Origin of the sequence: Paenibacillus sp. FSL R5-0517 (assembly GCF_037974355.1) — a bacterium.
Lineage (GTDB): Bacteria > Bacillota > Bacilli > Paenibacillales > Paenibacillaceae > Paenibacillus.
This window is the reverse complement of record NZ_CP150235.1, coordinates 3,266,730-3,282,937: the sequence shown is the minus strand read 5'-3', so window position 1 is coordinate 3,282,937 and position 16,208 is coordinate 3,266,730. Positions and strand designations below refer to the sequence as shown.

The window sequence follows — 16,208 nt, the reverse complement described above, 5'->3', positions numbered from 1 at the left end:
TGCGTTTTTTGTGGTTATTTGAGCTAGCCAATTCCTGAGAATTCACAATTAACGTACCAAAAGGGATTCCCGGTATTCTTGGGGGGTCATTCCTGTTATTTTCTTAAAAAGTCGGGTAAACGAATGTGCAGCCTCGTATCCCACTTGGAGTGCGACCTCACGTACCATAAAATTCGGGTTCTGAAGCAATTCTTTGGCTCTTCTTATTCGGCAGTCGTCAATGAACTCGGACAGGTTAATTCCCATTTCCTGCTTAAAGAATCGGGATAGATAGGATGGATTGAAATGATGAAGTTCAGCCAATCTTACTAAAGAAAGATCTTTCTCAAGGTTATCCTTGATGTAACTGCATAAAGAATGAATGACAACGTTAGCGCGTTCCTGTTCATTGGACCTCTTGTACCGGACTAATTCATCGGCAGCACGATACAAAAATTGAACTGCATCCTTCATGCATGTATACTCCCCTAAATGCAGCAAACTTCGTTGATCAGGAATCTTCTGTTGAAGACCCCACCGATTGATTGTCGAATGTAATAATAAAGCCAGATTATAGTAGGTTTCCATTGCACGTTCCATCGTAATCTCCTGCTGCAACAATTCGCCTGCAAGTTCCTCAAATATATCGTAAAAAGGCTGAATTCGCCCCGTTTCCAAATATCCTGACATAATCTCAATCCGGTTTGAGATACGCATGGATTCTTTGGGTACGTCAGATGAGAGGTCATTGCGATGATCCGTGAGCACCATGGATACGCCATCCCCTATTTTCATCCACTGGAGTAATCTCAGACGTTCATATTGTTTGGTTAACTCGGACCATTCGCAGCTTTGACTGCTTAATGAGAATGCAATGGATACGCCAAGAGATACCATGCAAGCTTCCTGTACCAGTTCCAGTGTGCCTTCTAGAAACCGTACAAGTTTATCATTGGACATCTCTTCTTCCTGCTTGGGCTGAATCAACCAGATTGTATCTCCATAATGGTCCGTTACGCTGACGTACGCTGTTCGATCATGCATTAGAGAAGAACCGATAATGCGAACAGATTCTTGGACTTCTGTGAGGTCCGAACCTTTTTCTGGCGGATTATTGAACCGACCCAGTATGAGATAAATTGGCGAGTTTATCTGTAATCTGATATCTCTTTTGAATAATTCGTCCTGCATATCATTAGTAGAAGCCATAACTGCTGTACAATCTTGAAGCAGCTTCCGCAAGTACTCTTTTTGTTGAATCCGTGCAAGCTGAGAGTTGACTTGATGAGAATGTTCCAACAATTCAAGCATGCTGTGACTTTGCCGGATCTCTTCCATCACATCTTCGACAACAGACATCACCTTGTCATAACCTTCCGTTTTGAGCAAGTAACGTACATTGGCCATCTGAAAAGCTTGATAGGCATAATCAAAATCGCTATGTCCTGTCAGAAAAATGACGCGACAATTCGGCCAACTGGCTTGAATTCGCTCTGTCAGTTCCAAGCCACTCATGCCCGGCATGCGAATGTCTGTTAGAACAATATCAATTCTAGAACGCTGCATCCAGGACAATGCTTCTGTAGCAGAGTATGCCTTACATACATCAAGCTGGTCGGGTATATGTCTGGCGAAAGTTTCATAGAGACTATCCGTAATAATCTCCTCGTCATCTACAATCAAAAGTCGATACATTCGTTCTCTCCTTCTTTCCACTGGATTCGAATTGTGACTTTTAATCCTTGCAATTTACTTCTGGATAGGAAAAGGCCACTTCCTTCTCCATACGTCAGGACCAGACGTCGATGGATATTTATTAACGCGGTCATTTCATCCGTACCTCCGTCCTTATGCAAGCGTTGCTGAAGAGCTTCAATATGTTGCTCATCCAACTCGCTTCCATTATCTTCTACGGTAATCTCGGCATATGAACCTTCCATAGTAAACCCGATAATTAGAAGACCGGAGGCCGTATTCTTTTCAAGGCTGTGTTCATATGCATTCTCAATAATCGGTTGAATAATGAGTCTGGGAACGTGAATATGTTCCATCTCAGCAGGGAGTGACCCAAAATCAACTTTGATTCGTCTGGAGAACCGTAATTGTTGAATCTCTGTATAGATTCGTGAATGCTCCACTTCCACTTTCAACTTCACATGATCGGTTTCATTCCGGGTGATGAACCTGAAATATTCGCCAAGCATATTAGTAAACTGCTCAATACGCTCTGTTTCCCCTGTTCTTGCCAGTGAATTCAGAATAAAGAAGCTATTGTACAGAAAATGAGGATTAATCTGGGATTGGAGCTGTTTCAACTCGGCCCGCTGCATCATCAGTGTTTTCTTGAAATCCCGGTCGATCAGGGATTGAAGATTTTCAATCATGAGGTTGAAACGGGTGTAGAGGAAGCCGAATTCGTCCTTTCGATTATGCGCGATGGGAACATCAAGCATGCCTCCCTCCATTTTTTTGAATCTTTTCACCAACAACAGTAACGGAATATGAATCAACTTGTAGCTAGAATACAGATACGCCGTGATGGCAACAAATGATGTAATTGCAAACAGCCAAGCCCAATGATAGAACTTGCTAAGCGGTTTGGTGACAATGGCCTCGGGTAGATATGTAGCTACGGATAAGCCAAGGGAGTCCATATGCAACTGACTAACGTGATACATGGTGTCCCCCACCTTCATCCGAAAGCCATCCAGTGTACCTTTTATACTGTGCTCACGGTAATTCGCGAGAATAACACTAGCTTGATGGTTATCTGTGATGGCATGCCCCGTTTTGTCCTCAATCAGGAAAGTCGAACTCTCCGGGTACAGATTAAGTCGTGTGAGTTCATTTTGAAAATGATTTGTGTCCAGCTCCACTTGAATGACAAAAAGCGGAGGCTCTCCCCTCGTGCCGGTCAGCCTGACGGCACTGAGGTTCAGGGTGTCCTCCTTCACCGTGAAACGTGTACCTTTTCCTTGCATGCTTGAACCGAAGTATAGGTAAGAACTTTTATTGAAATCGTCGATGCCTTGGATCGCGGATATACTTTTGCCGACAGAAGGGATATGTACATGAACGTTTTTGATATAAGCAGTGCTGTTCTTAAATGAAGCGAGTCGTTCGGTCAGGTAATTTAATGTATCACGCCGCTCAACCTGATCCATCATATCCCAGAGAATCGCCAGACGATTCAATTTTCGATCCTCAACGATATCAAACTGCTGTAATTCCATCCATTCCATCTCTCTGTTCAATTCCACGACATATTGGTTCAACCGTCTCTCCGTTGACAACGATATTTCCTGGCTTGCATTGTCATAACTCCAATGATACAGATACACTCCAAGAAGAATAAGTGGAAGCACGAATACCAGATAGGTAATTATTAATCGCGCAAATATACTATTAAGCCATGATCTAGCAGGGATCTTGATCAATACGTTCACCTCCAATGCCAAAGGCTGAGTTGGTTCCTTGTATGAATAAAGTGAACATTAGTATTCCTTTGGCTTGCTGGTGCGAAACCACGCGTTAACTTCCGATGTGATCTGATCTCCCCCCAGCTTGCGCCAGTTCTCTACGAATTGATCAAACTCATCGATCGACCTGCCTAGAATAATGTTCATATAGGCTTCAAGCTGAAGATCTCGAAGAATGATTTGTCGATCAACCATGGTATCCGTAATGCCGCCAGTGAACTGGTCATAGAGAAGTTGACCGTTTTGTTCATAAGAATCTGCAATGCTAAAAGCACCCGAAGGCCCATAGGTTTGTTTCCAGCCCCAGCCGCTCTCTACATGGTTCACATCATAGGCTACAATTCGTTTGTGAATGGCGAGAGCTTCATTCTGCAGAGCAGAGTAGTCCCCTGTAATTCTGGCATCCCGAATTTGTTTGTAAGCATCTATATTTTTATTACCGGGAAAAGGAGTCACCGGTGAAAGCATCCACACAGCTTTGGAGTCATCATTGTAGTATGTTTCATACTGTGCCTGATCCCCCCAGTTGATGTCCAGATGCAGATTCATGAGCTTAACCACGACCTCTGGATTAGAGAAGCCTTTTTTTACAGCAAAGTATTGACCAGTGTTGGAACGTAGCGGAACAAACAGACTCTGGTCAGACTTTGCAACAATGGGATATGCCTGCCATTCTACATCGTTATCCGTATCACGGGTGGTCTGAAGCATAAAGGATGTCCACTGTTCCCCGTAGAGCATCCCTATCTTTCCATCCTGAACCATTCTAGACGCCTTGCTTCCACTCTTATAGCCAAAATCCGGATCAAGCTGGCCTTCACGATACATCGTTTGCAATGCTTTCAGAGCCTCTCGGACTTCAGGCTGGATACCTCCATAAGTGAGTTTTCCTTCCGCATCTTTAACCCATATCGTAGGATAGGCACCGTAGCCTGACATCAGTCCTGCAGCTCCCATAACTGGATCCCATAGATGGTTCGTTAGCGCAAGTCCGTACGTATCCTGCTCTCCGTTTCCGTCTGGATCTCCTTCTGTAAACGCTTTCGAAATCTGAAGAAGGTCTTCCATCGTTTCAGGTGGCCGCAGCCCCAGATTCTCCAACCAATCGGTTCTAATCCACAGATATTGTGCAGTCTCAATGGAGGAAGAAGATTCGGGAATAGCCATCAATTTGCCGTCAATGGTTGCCGCATCAAATGCTCCTGTTCCCTCTGCCTCTAATATACTCTTCGTAAGTGGTGAAGCATGCTCTTGGTACACACGGGTTAGATCTTCAATCAATCCAGCGTTGCTCAGTTGTCTAAGTTGATATGGATTTACTTTGACCACATCAGGGAAACGCCCTGCAGCAAGGGATACACCCAGTTTCTGATTGTACACATCTCCATTAGCAATCCAGTCGTAGTGAATCTGAATTCCTAGCTCCTTCTCATACAAACGAGTCCAGCGATTATCCAGCATCGTCTCCCCAGGCAACTGGCTAATCATACGCTCAAGGTCATCTCCGGTTTCCCTGACAAAAGAGACTACTATGGGAGGAGAATATTTCTCATACAACGCGGGAAGTTGGATCTGCTGCCCATCTGGCTGCGAATGATGTTGTTTGGAATTTCCATCGGTATGACCTGCTGGTATCGACACAGCAAGGAACAGAATAAAGGTCCATTTTGTTATGTCCAGACATCTCTTATACATGACGACATGCCCCCAGTTCGGTTTGAACAACTCTTTTCTCTCTGTCAACTTTGAATCCATATCATTGTACAACAACTTGTAATTATTGAATACGAAAAGCCGCCGTTGGGCGGCTTTTACATATGTTCATTGTTTCTCTTCCGGATTAATCACACAATATTCGAAATTCGAAAAGTCAGCTGTTCCTCCAACCATTTGGGTTGAATATACAAACAACCCCGTTCGGCAACCCATAAAATGATCCAGTTTATATATCATCTTATGGACAATCCCGATATCTCTCCATTCCATCCCATCGAAGTAGGCAAAAGAGCACTCATCCAGATTGTTCTCAAAATTTCCGAATGCTTTTAGTTTAACTACTGGACCTGACACAGGGATACGTTCATGCTCCGTAGCTGGCTCCTGGTCAATCAGATTACCAAATATGGTCGAGTCCTCACCATCTCTAGCATGCATGACCAAGTAAAACTGGTTATCCTGCTTCGTAAGAGCGATCATTCCGTATGAACCAATCAGAAAGCACAGCCCGGCATAGTCGCCATTATTCAGACGGCTGCCATCAAGCGTAACGATTGCTTCGCAAGCGGGCCCCATTGAACGCTGGGTTAGTGTGTTGACGGCGAATGTCAGATTCGGGCTGATCTGTCCCGTCCGAACACGATAAACCCCGGGTTTCTCTGTGACAGACCAGAATTCTTGATTAGGGGTATGATTCCATTGCCAAAAGTCATGGAGGCGTATTCTTCCATCTTCTTCGGCTTCATAATTGAAATTGTCGCTACCTATTAACGGATTATAACGGTACTTTGGTCTGGTGCTCGGAATATCAATCTGCTTTGGAGCTTTGCTCGCAAATATCGGAATACCTTGATCGAAATGGAGTGGAACCAAAACAGGAATTCGCCCTACAGCCCCATGATCCTGAAACAGCATTGCGTACCAGTCCCCATTCGGCGTATCCACGATGCCACCCTGAGCAACACCAGAATTAAAATAATCCATATCGTCATTAAATACTTCTCCACCAGTGAAGACATCTTCCAGAGATTCAGCCACGTAACAAGCCTGTGTTCTCCGGCCGGAAGCTTTCGTAATATGAATTAGGAACACAATATATTTGCCATTGATCTTGTAGAAATGTGCTCCTTCATAACCAAGGTGATAAGGCTGCTCTTCTTTTACAATCAAGCGATGCACTCCACCCGGTTTGGGACCGGTCAGATCAGAGCTTAATTCAGTCAGATAGATCTCGGTATTCCCGTACACAAGATACACTCGTTCATCATCATCGAAAAATAAAGAGCAATCATGGTAAAATCCCTCCACTACTTGCTTCTTCCACTCACCTGCGATGGAGGTCGACGTGTACAAGTACGTTTTACGGGTATCATTTGCGACAAAAATGACATAGAACATGCCTTTATGATAACGAAGGGATGCGGCCCACATGCCTTTACTATATATTTGCTGACCATTTTCCAGCCGTTGCGCGGGTGTATCGTCCAGTGTGTCGTACACATAGGTAGCTACTTCCCAATGGATCAGATCATATGAACGCAGAATGACACATCCCGGCATCATATGCATGGTTGTACTAACCATGTAATATGTGTCCTCTACACGAATCACGTCAGGATCTGGGTAATCGGCCCAAATAATCGGATTTGGATACATGCTTTAATTACACCTCATTTTTTCTATTAAACTGCCATTCTCTCAAAAGGATAGTTGAGCTGTCTGTTGTACTTCTAAAGATAATGTACAAGTCTTGCACACCTTGCGCACCCGTAACTTTGGTTGTTACTTCCATCCATTGAAGCGATTCGGTGGCGGGCTGAACAATCAGTTCTCCAATTAAAGGTCCGTCCGTGCGATCCATACGGAGCTCCAACATACCTTCGGTTCCTTGATTCGAAATCATGGCTGAGAAGGTAGAAGGTCCTCCACTTTCAAAATCAGCCTTGGATATAGCTATCCAGCTTTCATTTTGCAGCTTGGCGGCAATGATATTCGAATCTGACAGAGACATCTCACCCGAGTCCGGATATTGCTCAGTGGATACTCTGCTGCTCCATCCAATCGTGGAACCCGTTACCCGCGCATAGGGATTGAAGTACTTGATTTGATCCACGCCCTGATAATCTGCATGTACTTTCTTAATCTTCCCCGTAGCCGCATCATGCTCGACTCGATTCAGATGTGTTGAACGGTAACCTTCGGGGATATTCATGGCTTGGCATAATGTCTGGGCATGATAGGCAATGTACCACTGATCTGCCAGTTGAAATATAGCCTGGTGGTTGTTGCCGCCAATATCAAAGAAGTGTCCGGGATTCTGAAGCAGCGTGCCCTGATATGTCCATGGACCCATTGGTTGAACGCTGGTCATATATGCAATCTCACCAGGTGGCGGGCTGCCCTCTGGCCGATCTTCCTTGTCAAAATTGGAACAATACGTATAGTAGTAATTATTATTATATTTATGTATCCCTGAGCTTTCAAACATATAAGGCGCCTGAATAACCTTAGCTGTACCAACGACACTGATCATATCGTCTCCCAACCGCATAACTCTTGCCGTATCAGGTCTTCCTGCTTTCCCTTCCGGAATACCACCACCAAAGTAAAGGTAAGCCTGATGATCATCATCTACAATTACAGCTGGATCGAACAGCCAAGTTACGTCTTCCACTCCCGGAGTCTCTCTTGTAACAAGTGCTTTTCCGATGGGGTCTACCCATGGACCTACAGGTGTTGGTGCAGACAATACCCCGATTCCACTGGCGTTGTTAGCGAAATATAGAAAGAAGCAATCCTCGCCATCCAAGATTTGATGAGCAGCTGCCGGGGCCCATGATTGCGAAGCCCATGTTGCTGCACCTTGAGGTCCGGCAACTCTGATCTCCCCATGATCAGTCCAGTTGATTAAGTCATCTGAGGAAATGACCGTAATCCGGTTGATTGAACTATAGCTGTTTTTCTGAGGAAGACCATCCTTATCATATTCAAGCTTATCACTTGTCATATATAAGTAGACTCTATTGTTAAATACCAGAGCATAGGGATCGGCTCCGAATTTGTGGGCCACCAAAGGGTTCCCGTTTGGACGAAGCTTTCCAATCTCCCCTAGATTGGCTGCCTGGTCTTGCTTTTGCTCACCTGAATGTGGTGTAGTATGTTGATTCATCGAAATAATCCCCCTAATAATCGTTATTCGTTACGTCTTTTATAAGAAAGCGTTTGCAATACAAAAGGTATCATGATAGGATGATTACATTTTAAGGTAAGCTGAGTACAATTTCATTGCGTTAACCGCTCTATTTATTGCGTGAAATGACGGGAGGTACTTCATGAGTGGATCCTCTGAGTGTTTTTACGATCCCATCCAGCCTGAACTCTTATATCTGCACCGCGTAACAACGTATAAGCTGGAAACGATCTATCATCGCCATAATGCATATGAGATTTACCTGTTCCTACGTGGCAATGTCCACTTTTATGTAGAAAATCGATGCTATCATGTGCAACCGGGGGATTTGCTTGTGATGTCACCCGAGGAGATGCACCGAGCCTTTATTCTAGATGAATCCGAGTATGAGCGCATTACAATCAATCTCAAAAAAACATACCTTTATCAGCTGTCTACACCATCAACTAATCTGTTGTCATGTTTTGATCATCGCCCCAAAGGAAAGGGCAATATCGTACATTTGGACGATCAAAGCTTGAAAATGATGATGCAATGGACAAACGAACTGGAGGAACTGCTTGCTTCGGATGCTTATGGCACGGACATCAAGATTAATGCAGCGGTAGCCCAATTGTTGGTTTTGGTTAACGTCTGGTTTCACAACAACTCATTTGTTCCCAATGACATCATGCCCGAGCTGATTCGTGAAACGATGGATTACATTGAAATTCATCTAAATCAAGATATTACACTTCGCAAACTTGCCGATGCATTCTATATGAACAGCACATACATCAGCAGACAATTCAAAAAGCATACCGGACTAACAATCCGCTCCTATATTTTGGGTCGTCGTATAGAACGGGCCAAATTTCATCTATCTGATGGAATGAGTATTACGGATGCATGCTTTCAATCAGGCTTTAGTGACTATGCCAATTTCATTCGCAGTTTTTCCAAAATGGTCGGCATCTCCCCCGGTAAATATATCAAACAAAGACGTGAAGCAACGGAAGTCTTACTAAAATAATGACAAGTTCATTCAATGTAAACTGAAAACATCGAGCCATGCAGAACGGCTCGATGTTTTCTAGTTCTTGACGTATTTATCTTCGGATCTGTAAACCAACCATTATTGTGATCATATCCGATAGTTAATTGACCTCTTTTCCCGTCCACAATCTAACACGATCTTTAATCCACTCTGAGTACTGCTGTTCCATCCCAACTGCACCTGCTTTATCAAGTTCTGAAATCATATTGTCATATATGCCTTCAAAGGCACTCGGAGAGGATGTAATTGCTTCCGCAATCCGTTTCTGGATAATATCTTGTGTCTTCTGATACACCACGTTATAATCTCCGCTATCCGTAGGAATCGGCATATTATAAGCAGCGCCCCATTCTCTCACCGGGAACTCATCTCCGTTAGGAAAGAGCTCCTTCCAAGTTGTAATGCCGTAACCTTTCAGCGTTTCTTTTTCAATATCAGAGTAACCTTCCTGGATCTGCTCAGGATAGTTGGTTGTATAATAGTTGTCCGTTGAATCTTTGACACCGTCTCCATAATGAGCACCAAAAATAGTGTATAAGTTTATACCGGTTTCTTTGCTGAATGTGCTATTGTCCTTGTTTTTACGCTCCTGAATATCTGCCGGTATTTTGCGAACTCCGTCTTCCACAACGTAATGTTCACCTTCAATCCCCCAGTTCCTCAACACTTGACCTTCCTCAGAAGAAAGCCAATCCAGGAATTTGATGGCCCGGACAGGGTCTTCAGCATTAACGGTTATGCCGATACCATATCCATCAAAGCCCATATTCTGAAAATCTTTGCGTTGAAAGCTGTCATTCAGCGTTACCGGATAGAATCCGTAAGTCATGTCGTCCTTGCCAGCACTTTTAAGGGCATTTTCCGCATCGCTGAATCCCCAAAGCGGATCAAGCACCGATAGAACACGTCCACTGGCGATTTTGGACTTATACTGATCATCCTTTTGTACAAAACTGTCTTTATCCACTAGACCTTCATTATACATTTTGTTCAACCAACGGAAATATTCCTTCTCCTCAGGACGCTTATAATGAAGAACAGCTTCATATGTGTCTGGGTTAATGAAATATTCACCATCCCCAGGTCCTCCAGTTGCCATCACAGCCGGATCGGTAACGGTGATCATTCGCCGCCATCCATCTGCACTGAGTGTCAGCGGGATTGTCGGTTGGCCATCATCGGTAGTTGGATTATTTTTATAATACTCACGCAGGACATTTTCATAATCCTCCAAGGTTTTGATCTCGGGGTATCCAAGCTCTTTGACTACTCGGTGCTGAATAGCAGCACCATTCGTGGCATCGAAGCTTTCTTGATCAATTGCACCATTCGTAGGAATCCAATATATGGATGGGTCTTCATTGCTATATTTCAAGCGATTAAACTGCTCACCATAGATTTTTTTCAAATTGGGTGCATGCTCTTCAATCAGATCCGTCAGATCAATCATTGCACCAGCATCAACGAGTCTACTCAGGTTACCTTTAGGGAATATTAAATCCGGGTAATCACCGCTGGCGGCCATAAGGGATATCCGGTCGTTTCCTCCTCCGCTTGAGATATCGAATTCTGCATTAAGGGTTACACCCGTTTCTTCCGTAATTTTCTTCCCTACAGCATCCTGCATATTGTTCCAGTTAGGACTTGCATCTGCGCCAAAGAAGGTAAACGTAATCGGACTGTTGGGGTCACTGGTATTCGATTCGGAATTCTCTGCAGCGTTTCCGCAACCTGCGGAAACCAGCACGACACTCGTTACGAGACATGCTCCTAGCATTTTTGAAACGGCTCTCATTATTTTTCTGCCCCCTAAATGGTGTTAGTTGTAATAATCAATCCAGACATTAAGATGGTTCGCTATGGAGTGGTATACGCTTACATATTCAACCGCTAGTGTACAATTACACTCCCGCCTAACCTATTCCATGCTTAAAGTATAAGGAAGTCTAATAACCCCAACCTTGATTATTAAGCCATGAAAATAGCATGATCTAGACATGTGTCTGAGTAGAATCTGATGAGAATCTGAAGACCAAAAAAGCGATGGTTGCCCATCGCCTCATCACACCAAACATATTTTCAATAATATAATTCCAACGTAAATCCTTGGATCTCCGCTTCAACTTCCCGCAACAATTCGATGACTTGATCTGCGTAATCTCCAAGAATTTCTTTGCTCTTCTCGAAGCCAAGCCATTGAACGGTAAGCGGCATGCTTACAGCCCCGGTTAAGACATCCCACAGCGCGTCCAGATTGCCTCCGTAGTTCTCGTCTAACTCAAGCTGATTCCGAAGTACTTGATGCAATTCTTCCTTGCTGTGAATGTGGTATCCGTCAATCTGAATATTGCTCATATCATGACCTCCGTTTATTTTAACTGTTCAAATGACTTGTAATGATCTGTCGTCTTATAGATTAAACCGTCATTCGAGTATAGAATTCGGTCGCTTCCGCGCCGTCCTCCTGTGTAATTGATATCGGCTTCATACCATATCCGGCCTTTTTTGTTTGGGAGTAGTCCTTCCCGGTTCCCGAACACGTCACCGCCGATGCTTTTACCTGGAGCCACTTCATGTAAATTTCCTTCACTGGCTTCCCATCCCAGATCCCTGGCCTCTTTCTTGGTGATATAGTTGGGTGGGAGCTCTTTATGCTCCGAGATATAATTGGCAATCTCATCGAATCCCATATCCTCCGAAACTTGAGGTGATCCGACGTCCAGTAAAGACTCTGATGTACAACCGGAGAACAATAATGCGGCGAGGATGATTACTAATGTGTAAGCGAATTTTCTGAAAAACATAATCTTTTCTCCTTTAGGTGTTCTTGCTATGCTGTCTACCGTTTATAAGCCTATCATTGAAATGAAATTCAATCAATAAAAGCAGTTAGTCCTGCTCCATAGTGCACAGAGTTATTCTTCAACTAAAAAAAGTCGCTAAAATAGCGACTTTAATCGTATCACGAATCATGATCATTCGACACATGTATTATATTATTTTAATTTATCCATCCAGTTCCGCAATGCTACGACAACCTCTTCCAACTGTTCTTCTTTCGTAATAGCAGGCTGATTGTCTCCTTTTTGCATACCGTATGAGCCGAATTGACCGTGATTCCCACCCTCAATAGTGACGTATGTTGTGTCTTCTGGAAGATTTGCTTTGGCGCTCTCCCAGTCTTCCCGGTTAAGCACTCCGTCATCGGAACCTGTAATCTGTAAGATAGACAAATCCGTATTCTTCAAGCTACCTCCTTCATCTGCATAAGAAGCCAAGAAAAAGGCGCCTTTCAACTTCTCCGTATGCTCGGCAGCATACCGTGATGCGAATGAGCCTCCCAATGAATGGCCGCCAATAACAAATGCTTCATCGGGGTGTTCCTCTACAAAGGAATCAGCCTTGTTCTGACCGAAAATGGCCAAGTTTATTGGCATATTCGCGATGTATACGCGGTGTCCCTCTTCTGCCATTGCTCTGGTAAACGGAGAATAACTTTCAGGTTCGACCAGACCGCCCGGATAAAAAATAATATTCGGTTCAGTTACCTCTGTACCCACCGGTTCAAACCGGTAACCGTCCTTAATCTTGGTGACATTAACCTGTGCATCACTTATCATTGCCGCTTCAGCTCGTTCAGAAGGACTATACGTTACCGAATTAAGATATACGAAAGCTCCGGCTACGATGATAACGATGGACAAGATCGTCCATATGATTATCTTCTTCCATTTGTTTGTACGTTGTGCTGTTTTCAACCCTAAAACCACCTTGTCATGAGGATAATATGTTCTTATTTTAACTCTTCACAAATTATACTTACCGGTAAGTATAATTACAAGATGATTTTGCTAACCATCGTTATTTGTCATAAAATATTCATGGAGGGAAGTCCAATGACAGAAAAATCACACAAACGTTTGCCTGGAAGACCCAAACATGGCGATGACGATATCTCCATTCAGCAAACCATCATACAAACAGCTTCAAAGCTGTTCATGGAGTATGGCTACGAAGCGGTTACACTTCAGCAAATTGGCAAAGCATGTAACGTGTCAAAACCAACCATTTATTATCATTTCACCAGCAAGCCAGAGCTGTTTAAAGTTGCCTTCACAACGATGCTTCAGAATGTGAGCCGATTAACCTCGCATATGCTCGATCAAGCCGAGAGTCTGGAGGCGGGGCTTGTGCGTTTGGCAGAGGCCAGACTGGCCAATCCACATGCAGAGATTGTAACGATGCTCCGAGAAGCTGAACCTTTTCTTGACCAGGTCCAGATTCAGGACATACGGGATGCAGAGCATCATATTCACGAAGTGTTAGCCATTCATTTTCAACGGGCAATGGATGAAAACAGACTACGGATGGACGATCCGTTTTTTCTGGCAGAGACCTTCTCGACCATGATGCTAATGGGTAATCGGGAAGATAACCTGAATAAATATGGTTCCAATTTATCATTAGGCCAGAGACTAGTGGATATTTTCATTCGCGGAGCGCAATGAAAATTTGGGGCAACAAGGAGAGCTGATATGAATATCCCCAGAGGAACTTATGGGTTTCGATTCGCCGAAGACAAAGAGCTCCAACTGTGTGTACTCTATGCAGCCGGAAGTGATTCAATAACTGAACCTTCTTATCATTGGGATGGACTTGAACGTTCGGACGGGCCTCTTCTATTATTCCAATATACAACTTCGGGTGAAGGTGTATTTGAGTCAAACAATTGCATACATCATGTTTCCGCAGGACAAGCTTTTTTGGCAGAAATTCCAGGAGCACATCGCTATTACTATGATTCAGCGTCAAAAGAACCTTGGGAGTTTCTGTTCCTGTTGTTCAGACCCACTCTTATTCTGTCCCATTGGCGAAAATTCCTTCGGGAAGCGGGAGAAGTTCCCTATCTCCCCGTTGATTGTACACCCATCCGATTGTTGCGTATGATCGTGACTGATGCGGCGGCAGGCAGAATCACTGATCCTCTGATTGCATCATCCAGCGTATATCAGTTCATGACAGAATTGACCCGCTTACAGAGAACAACATTACGCAACAGGAAGAATTGGTCTGAAAACATTCAAATAGCCGTTGAATACATAGAGAACAATTACTCCAAGATGATCAGTATTGATCACCTTGCCGAGTATGTTTCCCTTTCCAAATATCACTTTATACGTCGCTTTTCCTCCAGTACAGGCTTGACTCCAGGTGCTTATCTCACCCGTGTACGTACCGAGAAAGCTTTCGAACTGCTGCGCGGAACTACTCTTAGCATTGAAGTCATCGCCGAACAAGTTGGTTATTCCAGTGGAAGTTATTTTATCAAAGCTTTTCGCAGTATAACCGGGGTTACGCCAGGCGAATTTCGAAGCGGTGGTGAAAGCCTTGTGTACCGTAAATTATTTTTCGACTAACCGCAATATTTTGCTATTACACACTCAACATTACTGTAGATATTAATAAAATCCTTTATTATGATGAATTTAGCGAGAGCAATAATTAATCAGTAGAGGAGTATTCCCATGAATCATACGCTTGCAGCATCAACTCCACCGCTTGGCTGGAACAGTTGGGATTGTTACGGTGCGGCTGTTACGGAAGACGAAATTCGTGGCAACGCGGAGTACATGGCAGAACATCTTAAAGACTTCGGCTGGAGCTATATTACGGTCGACATTCAATGGTACGAGCCTTTGGCCAATTCTTCGCAATATCGTCCATTCGTTCCACTAATCATGGATGAATATTCACGGCTTATGCCTGCTGAGAATCGGTTTCCCTCTGCTGCCGGTGGACAGGGATTTAAGCCATTAGCCGACTACGTTCATAGTCTGGGGTTGCAATTTGGCATTCACATCATGCGGGGTATTCCACGTCAAGCTGCACATGCAGGGACTTCGATCCTGGGCACAACCGCCACTGCGCGCGATATTGCTCATCCGAACTCCATCTGTCCGTGGAATACGGATATGTATGGTGTCGATAGCTCAAAAGAAGGCGCACAGGCCTATTACGATTCGCTCTTTGAATTATATGCCCAATGGGGCGTTGACTTGGTGAAGGTAGACGATATCGCTGCTTCCAGGCTCTATGATACTCATCAGCCCGAGATTGAGATGATATCCAAAGCGATTGAGCGCTCCGGGCGCCCCATGGTACTGAGTCTCTCTCCTGGGCCTGCTCCGGTGGAATACTCGGAATTCTTAGCCGCACATGCAAACATGTGGCGTGTTACGGATGATTTCTGGGATCTTTGGCCGCTGTTATTGGATATGTTTGATCGCTGCCGGACGTGGCAAGGGGTTCCCCAAGCTGGCTGCTGGCCAGACTGTGATATGTTGCCATTGGGTCATATCGGTATCCGTTCTGTAGACGGTGGTGGAGCGGATCGCTGGACTCGGTTCACACCTGACGAGCAATTAACGATGATGTCACTGTGGAGTATCTTCCGTTCCCCGCTCATTTTTGGTGGTGAACTGCGAGATAACGACGAATGGACGCTGTCCCTGTTAACCAATCGTGAGGTTCTGCGAATGCATCGCGAGAGTTACGGAGCCAGAGAAGCCTTACGCCAAGAAGATCTTATTGTATGGACTGCCCAACATGCGGATGGTTCCGCTTATGTCGCTGTGTTTAACACAGGAGAGAACCCCCTTCCCGTGGATCTGTCTTTTGATAAGATCGGACTGTCCGGTATTACCGAAGGTACTGAATTGTGGAGCGGGGAAGCTGCTGAATGTACAGAGAATTCCTTAACTTCGACTGTGCCAACACACGGTGTGCGTCTCTATCGGTTTTCTTAAGC

The 16,208-nt window shown here is 44.4% G+C and carries 13 protein-coding genes; 4 read left to right on the top strand and 9 right to left on the bottom strand.

Annotated features, from left to right (window positions below):
* Positions 1–48: 48 nt before the first annotated feature.
* The 5 genes from MKX40_RS14685 to MKX40_RS14665 all read right to left on the bottom strand — a co-directional run bounded on the left by MKX40_RS14685 (position 49) and on the right by MKX40_RS14665 (position 8,343).
* Positions 49–1,674 carry a response regulator gene (locus MKX40_RS14685; RefSeq protein WP_339242673.1) on the bottom strand — a complete coding sequence of 542 codons (1,626 nt, stop codon included), beginning with the start codon at positions 1,672–1,674 and terminating at the stop codon, positions 49–51.
* Positions 1,659–3,425 carry a histidine kinase gene (locus MKX40_RS14680; RefSeq protein ID WP_339243067.1) on the bottom strand — a complete coding sequence of 589 codons (1,767 nt, stop codon included), beginning with the start codon at positions 3,423–3,425 and terminating at the stop codon, positions 1,659–1,661. The genes MKX40_RS14685 and MKX40_RS14680 overlap by 16 nt, the downstream gene beginning before the upstream one ends.
* A gap of 48 nt (positions 3,426–3,473) precedes the next feature.
* The gene (locus tag MKX40_RS14675; RefSeq protein WP_339242670.1) at positions 3,474–5,153 is read right to left on the bottom strand and encodes an extracellular solute-binding protein; all 1,680 of its coding nucleotides are present in this window, start codon (positions 5,151–5,153) and stop codon (positions 3,474–3,476) included.
* A 126-nt stretch (positions 5,154–5,279) separates the two neighbouring features.
* Positions 5,280–6,830 (bottom strand): glycoside hydrolase 43 family protein, encoded by a 1,551-nt coding sequence (locus tag MKX40_RS14670; RefSeq protein WP_339242669.1) that lies wholly within the window; start codon positions 6,828–6,830, stop codon positions 5,280–5,282.
* A 7-nt stretch (positions 6,831–6,837) separates the two neighbouring features.
* The gene (locus tag MKX40_RS14665; protein ID WP_339242667.1) at positions 6,838–8,343 is read right to left on the bottom strand and encodes a glycoside hydrolase family 43 protein; all 1,506 of its coding nucleotides are present in this window, start codon (positions 8,341–8,343) and stop codon (positions 6,838–6,840) included.
* 163 nt (positions 8,344–8,506) lie between these two features.
* Here MKX40_RS14665 and MKX40_RS14660 point away from each other — a divergent pair, with 163 nt between their 5' ends.
* The gene (locus tag MKX40_RS14660) at positions 8,507–9,376 is read left to right on the top strand and encodes an AraC family transcriptional regulator (protein WP_339242664.1); all 870 of its coding nucleotides are present in this window, start codon (positions 8,507–8,509) and stop codon (positions 9,374–9,376) included.
* 124 nt (positions 9,377–9,500) lie between these two features.
* On the opposite strand, the gene MKX40_RS14655 is transcribed toward MKX40_RS14660, so the two are convergent.
* The 4 genes from MKX40_RS14655 to MKX40_RS14640 all read right to left on the bottom strand — a co-directional run bounded on the left by MKX40_RS14655 (position 9,501) and on the right by MKX40_RS14640 (position 13,158).
* Positions 9,501–11,195: an ABC transporter substrate-binding protein gene (locus MKX40_RS14655; protein WP_339242663.1), complete on the bottom strand. Its 1,695-nt coding sequence runs from the start codon at positions 11,193–11,195 to the stop codon at positions 9,501–9,503.
* A gap of 284 nt (positions 11,196–11,479) precedes the next feature.
* Complete coding sequence (locus MKX40_RS14650; RefSeq protein ID WP_339242661.1) at positions 11,480–11,755, bottom strand: barstar family protein; 276 nt, start codon at positions 11,753–11,755, stop codon at positions 11,480–11,482.
* 14 nt (positions 11,756–11,769) lie between these two features.
* A complete protein-coding gene (locus tag MKX40_RS14645; RefSeq protein ID WP_339242660.1) occupies positions 11,770–12,204 on the bottom strand; it encodes a ribonuclease domain-containing protein in 435 nt (144 codons plus the stop codon).
* Positions 12,205–12,396: 192 nt separating this feature from the next.
* A complete protein-coding gene (locus tag MKX40_RS14640; protein ID WP_339242658.1) occupies positions 12,397–13,158 on the bottom strand; it encodes an alpha/beta fold hydrolase in 762 nt (253 codons plus the stop codon).
* Positions 13,159–13,296: 138 nt separating this feature from the next.
* On the opposite strand from MKX40_RS14640, the gene MKX40_RS14635 reads away from it, so the two are divergent.
* The 3 genes from MKX40_RS14635 (at position 13,297) to MKX40_RS14625 (ending at position 16,206) form a co-directional block, all read left to right on the top strand.
* Complete coding sequence (locus tag MKX40_RS14635; RefSeq protein ID WP_339242657.1) at positions 13,297–13,908, top strand: helix-turn-helix domain-containing protein; 612 nt, start codon at positions 13,297–13,299, stop codon at positions 13,906–13,908.
* 27 nt (positions 13,909–13,935) lie between these two features.
* On the top strand, positions 13,936–14,817 hold the full coding sequence (locus tag MKX40_RS14630) for an AraC family transcriptional regulator (RefSeq protein ID WP_339242655.1): 882 nt from the start codon (positions 13,936–13,938) through the stop codon (positions 14,815–14,817).
* 108 nt (positions 14,818–14,925) lie between these two features.
* The gene (locus tag MKX40_RS14625) at positions 14,926–16,206 is read left to right on the top strand and encodes a glycoside hydrolase family 27 protein (protein ID WP_339242654.1); all 1,281 of its coding nucleotides are present in this window, start codon (positions 14,926–14,928) and stop codon (positions 16,204–16,206) included.
* Positions 16,207–16,208 lie beyond the last annotated feature (2 nt).